Below are 17,119 nucleotides of genomic sequence, written 5' to 3' on the forward strand. Positions count from 1 at the left end.
GCAGCCCCCACCTCGGTGGGGGCTTTTTTTGTTTAGAATGCGCGGCGGCGATAAGTGCGGTAATCCGGTGACCAAGACGCCTTTTCGATTAACTCGCGCAGCGTCGTACCACTGGTTTTTAACGCCACGCCGTTCTGCTGCGCCTGGGCGGCCACTTCAAAGGCAATCGACTTGCTGATATCGCGAATACGCGAAAGCGGCGGCAACAGCGCGCCCTTGCCCTCTTTGACCAGCGGTGCTTCGCGTGCCAGCGCTCGTGAGGCGCTCATCAGCATCTCATCGGTCACTCGGTTCGCACTGGCGGCAATCACGCCCAAACCGATGCCTGGGAAGATATAGGCGTTGTTACACTGGGCGATCGGATACGTGCGGCCGTTGTAAACCACCGGCGCAAAGGGGCTGCCGGTGGCCACCAGCGCTTGGCCATCGGTCCAGCGAATAACATCTTCCGGCACCGCCTCTGCTTGCGAGGTCGGGTTGGAGAGCGGCATGATCACCGGATGCTCACAGCCTGCGTGCATGGTGCGCACGACCTGCTCGGTGAAGATACCGCGCTGGCCGCACACACCAATCAATACCGTGGGCTTGATCTGCGCAATGGTCTCCTCAAGGCCTTGGCCATTCCAGCCAACCACCAAGGAGGGGTTGTGGGCCAAGCGACGCTGGAAGTCGCGCTGCCATGCCTGATCGCTGGTCATCAACCCATCCCGGTCGACCATGAAAATGCGGGCCCGGGCTTCGCTCTCGGTCAAACCTTCCGCTTCCATGGCTACCACGACCTGCTCGGCAATACCACAGCCTGCCGAACCACCGCCCACGAACACGACCCGCTGCTGCGCAATGGTTTCTTCGCGCGCTTGGCAAGCGGCCATCAAGGTACCGACCACCACCGACGCGGTGCCCTGTACGTCATCGTTGAAGCAGCATAGCTCGTCACGGTAGCGCTCAAGCAATGGTACGGCGTTGGCCTGGGCAAAGTCCTCGAACTGCAGCAGCACGTTAGGCCAGCGGCGCTTCACGGCGGCAATAAACTCCGCCATGAAAGCGTCGTACTCTTCCTGCCCTACCCGCTCATGGCGCCAGCCCATGTACATGGGGTCATCCAGCAGCGCTTTGTTGTTGGTGCCTACATCAATCATGATCGGCAGCGTGTAAGCGGGACTAATGCCACCACAGGCGGTATACAGCGCTAGCTTCCCAATCGGGATACCCATGCCCCCAATTCCCTGGTCGCCCAGCCCCAGAATCCGCTCACCATCCGTCACCACGATGACCTTGACGTTATCTTTCGTGGCGCTGCGCAGGATGTCATCCATATGCTCGCGGTCAGGGTAGCTAATAAACAGACCACGGTGGTTACGATAAATATTGGAGAATTCCTGGCACGCTTGGCCGACCGTCGGGGTATAGATAATCGGCAGCATCTCTTCCAGATGCTGAGAAACCATACGGAAGTAGAGCGTTTCATTGTCATCTTGAATGGCGCGCAGATGGATGTGTTTTTCAAGATCGCTGTGACACTGCTGGTACTGACGATAAACACGCTCTAGCTGGTCTTCAATGGTTTCCACCTTTTGGGGGAGCAAACCAATCAGGTTAAACGCCAGGCGTTCCTGTTGAGTAAACGCGCTGCCTTTGTTCAATAGCGGCATTTCGAGCAGAGAAGGACCGGCGTAAGGAAGGTATAAGGGGCGTTTACTCTGGGTAGTCATAAGCATTCTCTTTTTATGTCAATCACTGCTGCAATGCAGCAATATCGGGCGTTTGCGGCGTTTGGGCTTAATGTAACATGCTCCTGCTACAAAGGTAGAAGAGAGCGACGTTGTTAACATAAAAACGCCCCGGTTGAATGGGCTTCAAACCGGGGCGTCATCTATTTATCTACCTATCTATCTACCTATCTACCTATCTATCTACCTATCTATCTACTTATTCCTTATCTACTTGGCTACTTGTTAGCTACTTGAGGAGCGCTAAGTCAGCATTAACTCGTTTTAGCGGTTGGCTTGCGGCCTTCTACGCCGTTAAAAAAGAAAGGCCTTAATTTAACACCCAACATATTGCCGGCGAACGCAGCAACCAACCACACCCAGCCATGCAGGCTGCCAGACGCAATGCCGCTGAAGTAGGCGCCGATATTGCAGCCATACGCCAAGCGGGCGCCATACCCCAGCAGGAGGCCACCAACGATTGCCGCCAGAAGAGATTTCAATGGAATCTTGAAGTTAGGCGCAAAGCGGCCGGCCAAGCTGGCGGCGGCAAGTGCCCCCAGCATAATGCCGACGTTCATTACCGTCGTGATATCGCTCCATACGCTGGCTTCAAGCGCCGCTGCATTACCCGGCGCTTGCCAATAGCCCCATTGGCTTACATCGCCACCAACGAGCGCATAGCTCTTTGCACCCCACAGTGCGAACGCAGAGGTAATTCCCCATGGGCGGCCAGCCAGGGCCAAGGTGACGAAATTCAGCAACGCCAACGCCACGGCACCCGCCACCAATGGCCAAGGCCCTGTCAGCCAACGCTCATACCCATGCTTATTGACGATAGGCGCCTGCTCTAACTGACCATGGCGGCGCTTCTCCATCACCCAGGTGAAAGCAGCAATCGCAGCAAACAGCACCAGGCTAATCGCCACCCCGCCACTTACCCCCGCCACGTTGACCAGTGATACCGGCTGAAAGGCCGGCAAACTCTGCCACCAGGCAAAATGCGCCGAACCAATCAACGAGCCGACAATAAAGAACACCAAGGTGATCAACATACGTGCGTTACCACCGCCCGCGGTAAAAAGCGTACCAGAGGCGCACCCACCGCCTAACTGCATGCCCAGCCCGAATAAGAACGCCCCCACCAGCACGGAGATACCGATAGGCGCGACAAAGCCCGACACTTCATTACCAAAAAGCGTGCCCGCTCCCAACGCAGGGAAAAACAGCACCACCGCAATCGCCAGCATCACCATCTGGGCACGCAAGCCACGCCCTCGCCGTTCGGTAATAAATACCCGCCACGCCGAGGTAAAGCCAAAGGCAGCATGATAAAGCACCATGCCAAACAGCCCACCGACAATCATTAACAGGCCTGTATTGGCCTCAAATACCACCCCTATAAGCAACGCGCCAAGCACGATCGCCGCTGTGGCGATGAGCGGCACGCGGTAACTCTGCGGCGCAGCAACCGTCGTTGTAGACATACATTCACCTTTATCAATGCCAAAAGCGCCTGTTCACGAACAGGCGCTTCCAGACAGAATGGATCCAGTTAGTACGGATAATGATGACAAGCTTAACGCTGCTAATAATCGGCGTACAATTATTTGTGCAGCTGTATTTATGACAATTAACACTATTTACTGGCTTTCTTCCTCCCGGGTGACGTATAGCCTGTTCACCAACACAAACGCCACCACCGTCAGCGGTGCGGCCAAAATCAGGCCGGCTAAACCAAACAGAGTACTGGCTGCAAACAGTGAAAAAAGCAGCATGGCGGGCGGCAAGTGAACAGCGCGCTGCTGTACCAGCGGCTGTAAAATATTGCCCTCTACCTGCTGAATAATCGTATACGCAATCAGCACAAACAGTGTGGTTTGAGGGCTCACCGTGAAGGCAAGCAGCAACGCAGGAATAGCAGCAATCAGAGGCCCCACCAGTGGCACAAAATCCAACAACCCAGCCACTAACCCCAAGCCAAGCGGCGCTGGCACGCCTAACAGCCACATGCTGACACCCACTAAAAGCCCAGTGACCACCATGGCCACTAACTGACCGCCCAGCCAATAGCGAAGCGCCTTACCGCTCTCATCCAGCGCTTCACCCAAACGTGGACGGCTTTTAATGGGCGCGAGTAGCAATAAACCACGGCGATAAAGACCCGGCTGTGCAGCAAAATAAACCATGCCGACGATAAGCGCGAAAAAGCTGACAACACTGCCCCCCATGGAGACCACTACCATCCCCACTTGAGAAATACCGTTACCAAACAGGTTACCCGCCCGCTCAGCCGCGTTATCAACCAACGGCGCTAGCTGCGACCCTTCAAGCCTTTCCTGAAGCTGATCCCATGCCTCGGGCAATAGAACAGCCAGTGATTCCAACTCAGCAGACACCTGCGCGCCAAATGCCCAACTAACTAAGCCTAGCGCCAGGGTTAGCGTAATAATCACCGTTAACAGCGCCAGCCACCGGGGCACGCCTAGCCTCAAAAGTGGCGTCATACCCGTTTGCAATATACAGGCGCCCACCACTGCGCCAAAAATCAGGATCAGTAGCCCAACAAGCTTCCAAAGCATTAACGCGACGACCGCCAGCGTTAAGGCTATCAATGCACACTCCGTAAACGTCTGATGTCGATACCTTGACCGCATACAATATTCCCTTTGTGGATGCGTTGGTTTTGCGAAGCTAAGTACGTATCTGAGAAATACATAGCCTACGTGATAAGCACTATAGGACATCAGCACAACCATGCTCATGCACAACCATGCTCATTCAGTTAATGACTGACGCCCCCGATTGAAGGCTGAGCTATCACTAACAGCCTAGTTAGCAGCAAAGCGGGAGGCCCGAAACAAACGAAGCCCTTTCCAAGCAGAAGGGGCTTCGTCGTTACTGCTAGATGGCTGACAGGTCACTATGTGAATGGCAGTATTCAGATATTAAACAAACCGCCCCAGGCCAACGGCAGCACGTAAGCGATCCATCGTGACTGCCGCTTCTTCGCGCGCCCGCTCGGCGCCTTTCTGAAGTACCGCTTCAATATGTGCGGGATCTTCCATCAGAGCGTTATAGCGTTCACGAGGAGCGCTTAAGTGAGCGTTCAAGTACTCAAACACTTGGTTCTTCGCATCACCCCAGCCAATGCCCGCAGCATACTGCTCGCGGAGGCTGGCGGTCTCTTGCGCCGTCGCAAAAGCGGAGTAGATTTGAAACAGCGTGCAGGTGTCCGGATCTTTCGGCTCACCGGGCTCCAGTGAGTTGGTCTTGATCTTACGTACCAGCTTCTGCAGCTTTTTCTCAGCCGAAAAGAGCGGGATCGTATTATCGTAGCTTTTGGACATTTTGCGCCCATCCAAGCCATTCAGAAGCTGCGTTTTCTCGTCAACGACGGCTTCTGGGAGGACAAAATGCTGGCCCTTGTAGAGATGATTAAAGCGCCCGGCGATATCGCGGGCCATCTCGATATGCTGAATCTGATCACGCCCTACCGGCACCTTATTGGCGTTAAACATTAAAATATCCGCCGCCATTAGCACAGGGTAGCCAAACAGCCCCATGGTGATGCCTTTATCCGGGTCTTGGTTTTCCGCCTCTTCGTTCTCAGCCACCGCTGCTTTATAGGCATGGGCGCGGTTCATCAGGCCTTTGGCGCAGACGCAAGAGAGCATCCAGGTAAGCTCAGGAATTTCAGGAATATCCGACTGGCGATAGAAAATCGCGTTGTCGGTGTCCAGCCCCAGCGCCAGCCATGTGGCAGCAATTTCCAGCCGCGACTCTTGCACGCGTTTTGGGTCAGGGCACTTGATCAGCGCATGGTAGTCAGCCAAAAAATAAAACGACTGAACATTGGGATCCTGGCTTGCCTCAATGGCAGGCTTGATCGCCCCAACATAGTTGCCCAAATGGGGCGTGCCGGTGGTGGTGATACCGGTAAGAACGCGGGTTTTGGCGGTTTGGCTCATGGTTTTCAGGCTCTTAAGCAAATACCGCTATGATAACGTGCACCTAGGCGCGTGGCGAATGGCGAATGGCGTCAACGCCAGCCAACTAATTTCCACACCTCGTCAGGGTCTCCAAAAGCCCCTCCAAGCAGCTCATCATACACAATACTTCCGTCCCCACTTACATTAACGCTGCGTCCTCTTACACTACCAAAAAAGTTAGCGCCGGAATTGACTGAAACATGTGTGTAAGGCGCATATACATTAGCAACTACACGATTACTTGAGTGGAAATTAACTCCGGTATCTGAGCCGCTATAACCTGAGAAGAGAGAAAATGTGGACTCTCCATTGCTATTAATCGAGTTGATTTCGGGCATACTTAATACACTACCAAAGTCTACCTTCCCTTCAACAAAAACGGTTAAACTCGAGTCTTCATCAATCACCAGGCCAGCACCACCACCTCCCATAGTGAAATCTTCATCGATCACAATAACCACGTTACCACCAGTAACTCTTAACGACGAAGAACTTGTTAGCTTAAGGCTATTTAAACGATAGATGGATGCTTGCTCGCCAAACAGAGTATTTAACTCGGGCGAAGCATGACTCACCCAACGATTAATGTCCCAAGTTTGGTCATAGCGTTCTATTTGCTGTGGGCTAAACCGCCATTCGACATTAGGGTAGGCACCTACGGTGATATCACCGATTGAAGTAAGCTCTTCTTGGTAACGGGTAATCTCCTCACTTAACGTGTTACCTGCAAAGTCGACGATATCGCAGGGCTGCTCTTCCACGCGAGTAAGAGACACATTACTATTTGGAAAAAAATCGGCTCTGTTATCTGGATCGATATGATCTGAGACAGGAGTGCGGTCAGAAATAATATCTCCGCCTGCGTAAATGCCTTCCCCAACGCTGGCTGACCAATTATTAAAACGCACCTCGCCCATGGCACTAACGATGCCATCAACCCGTGCGCTACTGCCAAATATTACATTCTCAAGGCTCTCAGCATTACCCTGGACGCGTCCGCCCCCTGCATTTAAAGAGATTGTTTTATTGGCCAGTATGCTGCCAAATACCTGAGAAGAACCATTGAGGGTGACGGTACCCAATGCTTCTATACCGCCATGAATGTACTCGCTACCACCAAGAACCACGTTTGCATTTTCAGCGGTAGTTCGTATTAGAGAAACACCCTGCTCAACAAAACTGCCGGGCTGTCCCTCAACCCACTCTCCCGCACCTGAGTTATACCTGAATCCGTGAGACCGGCCCCCGGAAGCACTTCTAACCCACTGACCTGCATGGCAATATAGCCATTATCGCCATTCACCCAGACAGTGCCATGCCCAACATAAAGTTCCGCGCCAGTCGCCGCACCCTCACCAGCCACGCCGGGCTGTCCATCATCGGGCAATGCTTCGAGATCGCTGGCGTCGACAGCATCGACAGCCGCTTCCCCACCACGCTGGGCATGCGCACCAGTGACGTGATCAAGAGCTACCTGGGCCTGCTGTGTCTGGGCATGAGCGACTATGACGCTGTCGAGAACTTCCGCCGCGACAAGCCCTTCCAACAACTGCTGACCCTGCAGAAGGTGCCGAGCGCGGCGACGCTGCGACAGCGGCTGGAGAAACTTGCCGCCAACGACCTGCAGGCGCGCACCGCCACCTGGTCCACGACCCTGCTGTCACTGATCGAAGCACCGATCACCGCCGAGACGACGCACGTCTGCCTGGACATCGACACCTTCGTCATGGACAACAGCAACTCGAAGAAGGAAGGCGTCTCGCGGACCTACCAGAAGGTCGATGGCTACACCCCGATCGCCGCCTATCTGGGCAACGAAGGGTGGTGCCTGGGTCTGGAACTGCGGCCTGGCAAGCAGCACACCATGAAGGAGAGCAACGCCTTCCTGGAGCGGGTACTGCCTCGCGCCCAATGCTTGACCAAGCAACCGATCCTGTTACGCGAGGACAGCGGCTTCGACAGCCAGGCGCACCTGGCGCTTCTCGAACAGCAACGCCAGGTCTTTGCCGACGAGGGGCGCCGGCTCGACTATGTCGTCAAATGGAACCCGCGTGGCTCGGCCACGGCTGATCGAGATACCTGGCTGGCGGTGGCGGCGGACTACTGGGAAGAGCTGCGTCCTGGCAAGCGCCAGGCGCTGTGGACGCAGACCGTCTCGATCCACGACGACAACAAGACCGAATACGTCGTCCAACGCGTGATGCGCCTGGTCGAGCGCACCGCCGATCGCGATGGCCAGTTGCTGCTCGAACCGGACTATGAGTTGGAAGGCTGGTGGACCAGCCTGGACGAGGCGCCGGAGGCGGTGATCAAGCGCTACCAGGCGCATGCCACCCATGAGCAGTTTCACAGCGAGATCAAGACCGATCTCGACCTGGAGCGCTTGCCGTCCGGCAAGTTCGCCACCAACGATCTGATCCTGCATCTCGCCCAGTTGGCCTACAACATCCTGCGCCTGATGGGACAGCTGGGCATGACCGGCGAGCTGAGCCCGGTTCGCCACCCGGCCAAGCGGCGCCGGCTGCGCACCGTGCTACAAGAGTTGGTGCACCGTGCGGCTCTCGTGATTCACAAGGCACGGCAGATCATCCTCGACTTCGGGCAGGATATCGGGCGCATGACGGTGCTCAAGACGCTGCGGAGCCGACTGCGTTATCCACGAGGAACGCCATGCTGACCGTCAATCGGCGACACTCTATCCACAAGCAGTTCCAAGCGACACGCGATCGCCAGATATGTCGTGCCTGGCGGGTGGAAAGGCATGACAAAACGGGCCGTCAGCACCGATCAGCACGGTGGGTTTTGGCAATAACGGGCTTGCGAAAGCCAACTTGCACGGGGCGAATGATCAAAAAGTGCTCGCTGGCGGTGATAGGGAAAGTGTCGGCGCCGGCTTCACGGATTCAGGTTATAGCTACTGAAAGTCGAACCTCCACTAGATTGAACGCCTTCACAGCCGACTATTGGTGATTCAAAGGGGAGCGAACTAGCACCGCCACTATCACCGTCATTACCTTCACCATCGTTATCGTCACCTCCCAAACCAACGTCTTCGCTTCCCTTTTGATAAGTTGCGACCGTTTCCCCAACAGCATCGTTGTTTGTTCCTTGGTCTATCATCGTAATGATGATTTCATCGTTATTTTTTTCAATTTTAACTGCTTTAACAATAGAGCTAATCCCCTCTACTCCTTCTAAAGAATCTAAAATATTACGCTCATACTCTTCGTAACAACTTGCATTATTGTCACATTCTGTATTATAAATCTCATCCAATAGGCTTTGAGACTCATTATTTCTAAACTCCGACATCATACTGTCGGAGTTCATTTTAGCTTGGACTGAAGCGCGATAATTCCCAGCTAGCTGCTCATCAATCAATGCACTCTGCATACCAGACATACCTAACATTAGCGATCCGGAGAGAAGCGCCATAACAACGACCAAGGCAGCACCTTGCTGGTTATTCATATCTTCACCTATAAAAATGCTTCTACCCTATTTTGGATGCGAAGCACGATTTCTTCGTAAATTTCGCCTTCACTTCTGGCAAGCCTAATGACTAATTTATAAAGCCCAGCGCCACCTTCTTCTTGAAGAAAAAAAGATGCGGCACTATCGTCATAAAAGCCTTCTACCAGCGGTTCAGATTGACCCCACTGACTTTCACTTTCACATTTATTACTAACGCTTAAAGAAAATTCCCCGTTTGTTTCAGATAAAAAATATATTCTTTCCAGAAGCTCATCTTTATTGCAATCATCGCCAGGGTGTAATGAAAATTTCATAGCTGCATTATTTGGCCCTTCATTTGGCTCTACGTCAATATGTGTTGCAGATCGGACATCCTGAACCAATGCTTCCGTAATAAAAATTAGCGCTTCTTGCTTACGGCTTAACTCATCCACTATTCTGAACGTTTGAAAAGTGGTCAGAAATAGTTGGCCAGCTCCTAAAACAATAACTGTGCCAATTGTCATTGCTACCATTAACTCAACCAGAGTAAACCCGCTTTCAGAACGCCTCATGGCAGAACCTCTAGGTTCGGCAAACGAAAGAAGTAATCTAGTATGTCGTTGTCATCATTACTTAACGCCAAGGTGACGGTGAACTGGCAGCTATCGTCACTAGCTGGATCAATTATACTTTGCGTCTCAAGCGCGTTGCGCAGCGGCGAAACGTCGTTATTCAACCACTGGTCACGCCATTTCTCTTGAACATCACTAACTTTGATAACGTCGCAATTATTGCCGGGTACAAGCGTTGCCCAAAGCCGTTCATAGGCATCCACAGCGGCAACACTTGCCACCGAACGCTGGTAACCGGCATTGGCACTTTGCAGCGCTTTAAGCTGCATAGCCGCCACACCGAGCAGGCCAACGGATAGAACCACCAGCGCGATCAATGCTTCAATTAAACTAAAACCGCGCTGATGGATCATGGTTCTAAGTCCTGTCTTCGAATGCTGCCGGTTATATTTATAGCAAGCGTAATCGAGGCCTCTTCCTCCAACTGTCGCTGCGGGCTAAGTGTGATATGGCAAGGACTAGAGCATTTATCAATATTAGCTTCACCCAGGCTTAGGAAAGTAAGCGAGAATGTTTGATTTGGCGTAGTTATCTTGGCCGTCCGCCCCACTCGCATGGTCTCCTCCTCGCTTTTCACCCAGTAACACCAGCGGAGACTATCATTGTCTTCGACCATACCCTCAAGCCCACCGCACTCACCGGGCGGTAAGAACTCAACCGTGACGTTCTGGCGCTGTTTAATCGCCTCGCTACGGGCAAAACTTAGCACAGAGACCATTTCATTGACGTCAGCAGACAGCTGCTGGCGGGTAAGAAAATCAGAAAATGCGGGCACTGTCATCACAGCGATGATCGTTGCGATCAACAGCGTAATTAGCAATTCAATGAGCGTAAAGCCTCGTTGGGACATAAGTTACCAACACTCAGGCGTATTATTGTCGCCATTCGGCCCTTTTTGACCGTTGCTCTCTATCCAGAGTGTTTTACAACCGGCTGGAACATTGATTCCTTCTTGCGCCTCTAGACGATAGGTCAAACCCGACTCTGTCAGTCGTATCAAGGGATAAACACCATCAGGTGACGCTTTCGTTTCAAAGCATTCTTCTTTATAAATATAATTCGAGGTATAACAGCGTTCCATTACTAAAGCAGCCTGCATAAGGCCGGACTTACCGTCAGTGAGACGACTACGCTCCACATAGCTAGCATAATTCGGGTAGGCAATGGTCGCGAAGATGCCAATTATCGCGACCACAACCAGCAATTCGATCAAAGTAAAACCACGCTGGCCGTTCTGGAAAAAATGGCCAGTAATTAAATCAGAAACATTAGACACGCAGCTCTGCTCCTGTATTAGTTGGCTCATACATCCAGTATGTCGCAAACCAATACGCTTTGCATTAGCTGCTGGCGATCACCTTCTCACGCAACTCTTTTGGCATAGAAAAAGTAATGGTTTCTTCGCGGCCTTGTAACTCTTCGGGCACAGCAGCGCCCATGGTTTGAAGCTTGCTAATCACGCCTTTAACCAGCACTTCAGGGGCACTGGCGCCAGCGGTTACGCCGATACGCGCTACATTCTCAAGCCACTGCGGGTCGATCTGATCGGCATTGTCGATCAAATAGGCAGGTGTACCCATTCGCTCAGAGAGCTCTCTTAAGCGGTTCGAGTTTGAGCTATTGGGGCTACCGACCACTAATAACAAATCACTCTGGGCGGCTAGCTCACGCACGGCATCCTGGCGGTTTTGCGTGGCGTAGCAGATATCATCATTGCGTGGCCCTTGAATCTCGGAGAACTTGTCGCGCAGCGCATCGATCACTTTGGCGGTGTCATCCATTGAGAGCGTGGTTTGCGTTACGAAGGCAAGCTTGGAGGGATCACGCACTTCCAGTTTAGCAACGTCTTTTTCGTCCTCGACCAAGTAGATACGCCCGCCGTGGGAGGTATCGTAACGCCCCATGGTGCCTTCAACTTCCGGGTGGCCTTCATGACCAATCAGAATGCACTCCTGCCCACGTTTGGCGTAGCGCAGCACTTCCAGGTGCACCTTGGTCACTAGCGGGCAGGTGGCATCAAATACCTTCAACCCCCGCCGCTCGGCATCGGCTTGCACCGCACGGGAAACACCGTGGGCAGAGAAAATGACAATGACGTCATCCGGCACTTCATCCAGCTCTTCAACGAACACAGCACCGCGGGCGCGCAGTGTCTCGACCACAAAGCGGTTATGGACAACCTCGTGGCGCACATAAATAGGCGGGCCAAAGACATCCAGTGCGCGATTGACGATATCAATCGCACGATCCACACCGGCACAAAAGCCGCGCGGGTTGGCCAATTTAATTTCGATAGGCTGTGGTTGCTGCGTGCTTGTCATAAGAGCGCCTTGATGCGACGTAGCATCTGCTTAATGAGTGTTCACCGGCTTAACGTCCAGTACTTCTACTTCAAACGTAAGCGTGCGGCCTGCTAACGGGTGGTTGAAATCCACCTCAATACGATCGCCGTCAATGGTTTTGACCACGCCTGGCAATTCCGTTCCCGCTTTATCGGCAAACGACATCACCATGCCAATTTCCGGGGGCTCGTCACCAAAATCTGCCCGCTTCAGGGTCTGAATATTTTGCGGGTTATGCTGACCGAAAGCATGTTCTGGAGTGATCTGAAATGTCCCCTCTTGGCCCGCGGCCATGCCTTTAATCGGATGCTCAAAACCGGGCGGCAGGTTGCCATCGCCAACTTCGAAGGTGGCCGGTGTTTTGTCTTTGGTGGAGTCCACCAAAGTGCCGTCTTCCAGCTTTAAGGTGAAGTGCAGCGTCACTTCCATGCCGTCATCGATCAGATAGTCGCTCATTGCAGTTCTCAACGTTCAATTAATGGGAAGTTTCGGCTACTTTTTTGCGCCGCCGTTCGCCCATAATGGATTCCCAGATTAAAGCGACGGCCCCTAGGGTAATCGCAATATCTGCCACGTTAAACGCCGGGTAGTACCACCCAGCGGCGTGGAAAGAGAGAAAATCGACCACATAGCCATGCACCAAGCGGTCATAGAGATTGCCCAGCGCACCGCCGATAATCAACGGCAGCGCAATCGCCAACAGCTTTTCATCGTGTTTGACGCGTGTGAGCCAAATGGTTAAGCCTACCGTTGCGCCAATCGCAATAAGGGCGAAGAACCAGCGCTGCCAGCCGGGGTGAGTGGCTAAAAAGCTGAACGCCGCGCCGGTGTTGTGCAGCAGCGTCAGGTTAAAGAACGGCAACACTTCGACCGGCTGAGCATAGCCGAGCTGGCTGCTGGCCACGTATTTAGTGGCCAAATCCAGTACGATCACCGCCACCGCTAACCATAGCCAGCGCAGCGGCCGATGCATCGTCGGCCGTGCGTTGGTATCAGGCGTGTTTCCTTCTTTAAGCATAATATCGAATCTCGCCGCTGCCTTCAGGTAGGTTGCTGATACAGCGCCCACATAAATCAGGGTGCTCAGCATGCGTGCCTACATCCGGGCGATGGTGCCAGCAGCGCTCGCACTTGGTGTTGTCGCTGGCTTTGACGGCGACTTTAAGCCCCTCAAGCTCCGTCGCTTCTGCATCGCCTGCATCAGTCAGGGGTTTAAGCGTAACTTCGCTTGTCAGCATCACAAACCGCAGCTCATCGCCCAGTTTAGTCAGCGTCGCCTGAAGCTCGTCGCTTACATACAGCGTCACTTCGGCCGCCAGGCTGCCTTTGATCACTTTGGCATTACGGGCATCTTCCAGGCACTTATTGACCGAGTGCTTGACCTCCAGCACCTGTTCCCAGAATGCACGGCCCAAATCAGCGCCCTCTTCCAGCGTGCCAAGGTCAGTGTAGTAGGTCTCAAGCAACACGCTGTCGCCACGCTTGCCGGGGATGTTCTCGTGAATTTCTTCCGCGGTGAAGGAGAGAATCGGCGCGATCCAGCGGCTCAGCGCTTCCACCACGTGATAGAGCGCGGTTTGCGCACTGCGGCGCGCCAGCGAATCGGTTTGCGTGGTGTATTGGCGGTCCTTGATGACGTCTAAATAGAAGCCACCCAGCTCCCGGGCACAGAAACCGTGCACCTGCTGATACACATCCAGAAAGCGGTACTCTTCATAGGCTTTTTCAATGCGCGCCTGAAGCTGAGCCGCACGATCCACGACCCACTGGTCCAGCGCCAGCATATCGCCAAACGCCACTTGGTTTTTGTCTGGATCAAACCCGTTAAGGTTTGAAAGCAGGAAGCGCGCGGTGTTCCGAATCCGGCGATAGACATCGGAGGTGCGCTTCAAAATCTCGTCCGAGACGGCCATTTCGCCAGAGTAATCGGTAGAGGCGACCCATAGGCGCAGAATATCGCCACCCAGCTTATCCATCACTTCCTGGGGCGCGACCACGTTGCCCAGCGACTTGGACTGCTTACGACCCTGAGAATCAACTGTAAAGCCGTGGGTCAGCAGTTGACGATACGGCGGATGCCCGTCAATCGCTGAGCCTGTCAGCAGCGACGAGTGGAACCAACCACGGTGCTGGTCAGAGCCTTCCAGGTACAGATCCGCCCGCGGGCCGCTTTCATGGCCGTGCGGGTGCGAGCCGCGCAGTACGTGGCGGTGCGTGGTGCCAGAGTCAAACCACACATCAAGCGTATCGGTGACTTTGTCGTAATCCGCTGCTTCCGCACCCAATAGCTCAGCGGGGTCGAGCTTGAACCAAGCATCAATACCTTCTAGCTCAACGCGCTTGGCCGCTTCTTCCATTAACCCAACGGTGCGTGGGTGCAGCTCGCCGGTTTGCTTGTGTAGGAAGAACGGGATCGGTACGCCCCAGTTACGCTGGCGGGAGATACACCAATCCGGACGGTTGGCGATCATGCTATGTAGACGCGCCTGCCCCCAGGTAGGCGTAAACGCCGTGGCTTCGATGCCTTCAAGAGCACGTTCGCGTAGGGTTTTGCCGTCTTTGCCTTTGATATCCATACCCACAAACCACTGCGCCGTGGCACGGTAGATCACCGGCGTTTTGTGGCGCCAGCAGTGCATGTAGCTATGTTTGATCGGAATATGCGCCATCAGCGCACCCACTTCGCGCAGCTTTTCGACGATATGGGGATTGGCCTTCCAAATCATCTGGCCGCCGAAGAACGGCAGGTCATCAGCGTAAACGCCGTTGCCCTGCACCGGGTTGAGCATGTCATCGAACTCCATGCCATGCTCGCGGCAGGTGATAAAGTCATCCATGCCGTAAGAAGGCGCGGAGTGAACAATACCCGTGCTGCCCACTTCAGACTCAACGTACTCCGCCAAATAAACCGGCGAAAGGCGGTCATAAAACGGGTGGCGGAAATTGATCAGATCAAGCTGTTTGCCTTGCGTCGTGGCAATCACTTCGCCTTGCAACCCAAAACGCTCTAAACAGCTTTCCACCAACTCTTCAGCCAGCAGCAGCAAACGCTCGCCAGTATCGACCAGTGCATAGGTGAAATCTGGATGAACGTTAAGCGCCTGGTTAGCCGGAATGGTCCACGGCGTGGTAGTCCAGATAACCACTGCCGCTGGTTTGGCCAATTCGCTTAAGCCAAAGGCGGCGGCGAGCTTGTCGTCATCTTCTACCGGGAAGGCGACGTCGATGGCGTCAGACTTCTTATCAGCGTACTCGACTTCGGCTTCCGCCAGTGCTGAGCCACAGTCAAAGCACCAGTTGACCGGCTTCAAGCCTTTAAACACGTAGCCCGCATCGACCATTTCGGCCAAGGCGCGGATCTCGCCCGCTTCGTTGGCGAAATCCATAGTGCGGTAGGGGTGATCCCAGTCACCGATAATGCCCAAACGCACGAAATCGGCCAACTGCGTCTCAACCTGGGCACCGGCGTATTCACGGCACAGCTCACGGGCGTGTTCCGGCGCCAAGTGCTTGCCATGGGTGGTTTCTACCTTATGCTCAATGGGCAAACCGTGGCAGTCCCAGCCCGGCACATAAGGGGCATCAAACCCGGCTAAATTCTTAGATTTAACAATAATATCTTTAAGTATTTTATTAACGGCATGACCGATATGAATACTGCCGTTGGCATAAGGAGGGCCATCGTGCAGTACAAACAGCGGCGCACCTGCGCGCGCTTCACGCAGGCGCTGGTAAATGTTCATATCCTGCCACTGGGAAACCCGGCCCGGCTCTTGCTTTGGCAGCATGCCGCGCATGGGGAAGTCAGTTTCAGGCAAATTCAGCGTGTGCTTATAATCCATGGTCTCGTCAGCCGTTGTTAGCATCGGCGGCATCATCCGCCGAAGAAGAATCAGAAGAAATCGTGTTTGAAGACACCGCATTTGAAGACATTGCACTTGAAGACATTGCACTTGAAGACATGGCCTCACGCCCAAGCGGGGCCGAGGCCAGCGGCAGAGAATAATCGTGGTTGGCCACTGCCGCCGTAAAATAGTGGCGAGCACGGGCTTGGTCACGTTCAATTTGCGCTTTCAGCGCTTCAAGGCCGTCAAACTTGACCTCGCCCCGCAGTCGTGTACAGGGGTATACCGTCATGCGTTGGCCGTATAGATCACCGGAAAAATCCAGCAGGTGCACCTCAAGGGTCGGCCGCTCTGAACCCACTGTCGGGCGAAAGCCAACATTGGCAACGCCCGAGTGGCGTTCGCCATTTTCAAGCTCAGCAACCACTGCAAAGACGCCCCGCAACGTTAACGGCTGAGGCAGCAGCGGTAAATTGGCGGTGGGTACGCCAAGCGTGCGCCCCAACTGCTGGTCACGTACCACACGGCCATGCAACGAATAGGGGCGGCCCAGCAAACGCGCCGCGGCAGAAAAGTTGCCACTAGCAAGCAAGGTGCGCACCCGCGTGCTGGACACCCTCTCGTCATCCACGGTAAACGTGCGTGTGTGCTCGACGCCAAACCCTTGCTCGCGCCCTACTTCCGCCAGCAGGGCAAAATCACCGCGGCGATCGCAGCCGAAGCGGAAGTCATCGCCCACCACCAAGTGCTTAACGCCGAGCCCATCAATCAACACTTGATCGATAAATTCGCGCCCCGTCAGGCTGCGCAGCGTATCGTTAAACGGCAGCACCAGCACTTGTTCTGCGCCAAAATCACGCAGTAAACGCACTTTTTCACGCAGGCGGGTTAACCGTGGCGGTGCTTGGTCACCGGCAAAAAACTCGCGCGGCTGGGGCTCAAACACTACCACTGTCAGCGGCACACTCCAGCGTGCGGCATGTTCACGGCACTGCTGAAGAATGGCCTGATGACCGCGATGCACACCATCGAAGTTACCGATCGTCGCAACGCAGCCACGATGAGCCGCTTTCAAGTTGTGCAGACCTCGAATGACGCGCATGGCACCTCAGCCGTTGGAGGACATAAAGCCTCTGATTATAA

The 17,119-nt window shown here is 54.1% G+C and carries 16 protein-coding genes; 1 reads left to right on the forward strand and 15 read right to left on the reverse strand.

Annotated elements, in window-relative coordinates:
- Positions 1-32: 32 nt before the first annotated feature.
- From ACXUPB_RS17625 to ACXUPB_RS17645, 5 genes are all read right to left on the reverse strand, one after another.
- Positions 33-1,712 carry an NAD-dependent malic enzyme gene (locus tag ACXUPB_RS17625; RefSeq protein ID WP_281372645.1) on the reverse strand — a complete coding sequence of 560 codons (1,680 nt, stop codon included), beginning with the start codon at positions 1,710-1,712 and terminating at the stop codon, positions 33-35.
- 272 nt (positions 1,713-1,984) lie between these two features.
- Positions 1,985-3,196 carry a YeeE/YedE family protein gene (locus tag ACXUPB_RS17630; protein WP_179917345.1) on the reverse strand — a complete coding sequence of 404 codons (1,212 nt, stop codon included), beginning with the start codon at positions 3,194-3,196 and terminating at the stop codon, positions 1,985-1,987.
- 156 nt (positions 3,197-3,352) lie between these two features.
- Positions 3,353-4,324 carry an AI-2E family transporter gene (locus ACXUPB_RS17635; RefSeq protein WP_472953695.1) on the reverse strand — a complete coding sequence of 324 codons (972 nt, stop codon included), beginning with the start codon at positions 4,322-4,324 and terminating at the stop codon, positions 3,353-3,355.
- Between the two features lie 333 nt (positions 4,325-4,657).
- Positions 4,658-5,680: a tryptophan--tRNA ligase gene (locus tag ACXUPB_RS17640; protein WP_179917305.1), complete on the reverse strand. Its 1,023-nt coding sequence runs from the start codon at positions 5,678-5,680 to the stop codon at positions 4,658-4,660.
- Between the two features lie 71 nt (positions 5,681-5,751).
- Entirely contained in the window at positions 5,752-6,828 is a 1,077-nt protein-coding gene (locus tag ACXUPB_RS17645; RefSeq protein ID WP_472953696.1) for a DUF7305 domain-containing protein, read from the reverse strand.
- A 188-nt stretch (positions 6,829-7,016) separates the two neighbouring features.
- On the opposite strand from ACXUPB_RS17645, the gene ACXUPB_RS17650 reads away from it, so the two are divergent.
- Complete coding sequence (locus ACXUPB_RS17650; RefSeq protein ID WP_074210231.1) at positions 7,017-8,378, forward strand: IS1380 family transposase; 1,362 nt, start codon at positions 7,017-7,019, stop codon at positions 8,376-8,378.
- Between the two features lie 218 nt (positions 8,379-8,596).
- Here ACXUPB_RS17650 and ACXUPB_RS17655 read toward each other — a convergent pair whose 3' ends face one another.
- The 10 genes from ACXUPB_RS17655 to ribF all read right to left on the reverse strand — a co-directional run bounded on the left by ACXUPB_RS17655 (position 8,597) and on the right by ribF (position 17,078).
- Positions 8,597-9,172 (reverse strand): pilus assembly PilX family protein, encoded by a 576-nt coding sequence (locus ACXUPB_RS17655; protein WP_472953699.1) that lies wholly within the window; start codon positions 9,170-9,172, stop codon positions 8,597-8,599.
- Between the two features lie 8 nt (positions 9,173-9,180).
- Complete coding sequence (locus ACXUPB_RS17660; RefSeq protein WP_472953701.1) at positions 9,181-9,729, reverse strand: PilW family protein; 549 nt, start codon at positions 9,727-9,729, stop codon at positions 9,181-9,183.
- Positions 9,726-10,142 (reverse strand): type IV pilus modification protein PilV, encoded by a 417-nt coding sequence (gene pilV, locus ACXUPB_RS17665; protein ID WP_472953703.1) that lies wholly within the window; start codon positions 10,140-10,142, stop codon positions 9,726-9,728. The genes ACXUPB_RS17660 and pilV overlap by 4 nt, the downstream gene beginning before the upstream one ends.
- Positions 10,139-10,639 carry a GspH/FimT family pseudopilin gene (locus ACXUPB_RS17670; RefSeq protein ID WP_472953704.1) on the reverse strand — a complete coding sequence of 167 codons (501 nt, stop codon included), beginning with the start codon at positions 10,637-10,639 and terminating at the stop codon, positions 10,139-10,141. The genes pilV and ACXUPB_RS17670 overlap by 4 nt, the downstream gene beginning before the upstream one ends.
- Positions 10,640-10,642: 3 nt before the next feature.
- On the reverse strand, positions 10,643-11,065 hold the full coding sequence (locus ACXUPB_RS17675) for a type IV pilin protein (protein WP_052703726.1): 423 nt from the start codon (positions 11,063-11,065) through the stop codon (positions 10,643-10,645).
- 64 nt (positions 11,066-11,129) lie between these two features.
- On the reverse strand, positions 11,130-12,110 hold the full coding sequence (ispH, locus tag ACXUPB_RS17680) for a 4-hydroxy-3-methylbut-2-enyl diphosphate reductase (RefSeq protein WP_335598391.1): 981 nt from the start codon (positions 12,108-12,110) through the stop codon (positions 11,130-11,132).
- A 30-nt stretch (positions 12,111-12,140) separates the two neighbouring features.
- A complete protein-coding gene (fkpB, locus tag ACXUPB_RS17685; protein WP_472953705.1) occupies positions 12,141-12,587 on the reverse strand; it encodes an FKBP-type peptidyl-prolyl cis-trans isomerase in 447 nt (148 codons plus the stop codon).
- A gap of 19 nt (positions 12,588-12,606) precedes the next feature.
- The gene (gene lspA, locus ACXUPB_RS17690; RefSeq protein ID WP_472953706.1) at positions 12,607-13,149 is read right to left on the reverse strand and encodes a signal peptidase II; all 543 of its coding nucleotides are present in this window, start codon (positions 13,147-13,149) and stop codon (positions 12,607-12,609) included.
- Positions 13,142-15,997 carry an isoleucine--tRNA ligase gene (ileS, locus tag ACXUPB_RS17695; protein ID WP_472953708.1) on the reverse strand — a complete coding sequence of 952 codons (2,856 nt, stop codon included), beginning with the start codon at positions 15,995-15,997 and terminating at the stop codon, positions 13,142-13,144. The genes lspA and ileS overlap by 8 nt, the downstream gene beginning before the upstream one ends.
- Positions 15,981-17,078: a bifunctional riboflavin kinase/FAD synthetase gene (gene ribF, locus ACXUPB_RS17700; protein WP_472953709.1), complete on the reverse strand. Its 1,098-nt coding sequence runs from the start codon at positions 17,076-17,078 to the stop codon at positions 15,981-15,983. The genes ileS and ribF overlap by 17 nt, the downstream gene beginning before the upstream one ends.
- Between the last annotated feature and the right edge of the window lie 41 nt (positions 17,079-17,119).

The sequence above is a fragment of the Vreelandella sp. DA03-1M genome, from assembly GCF_055725665.1.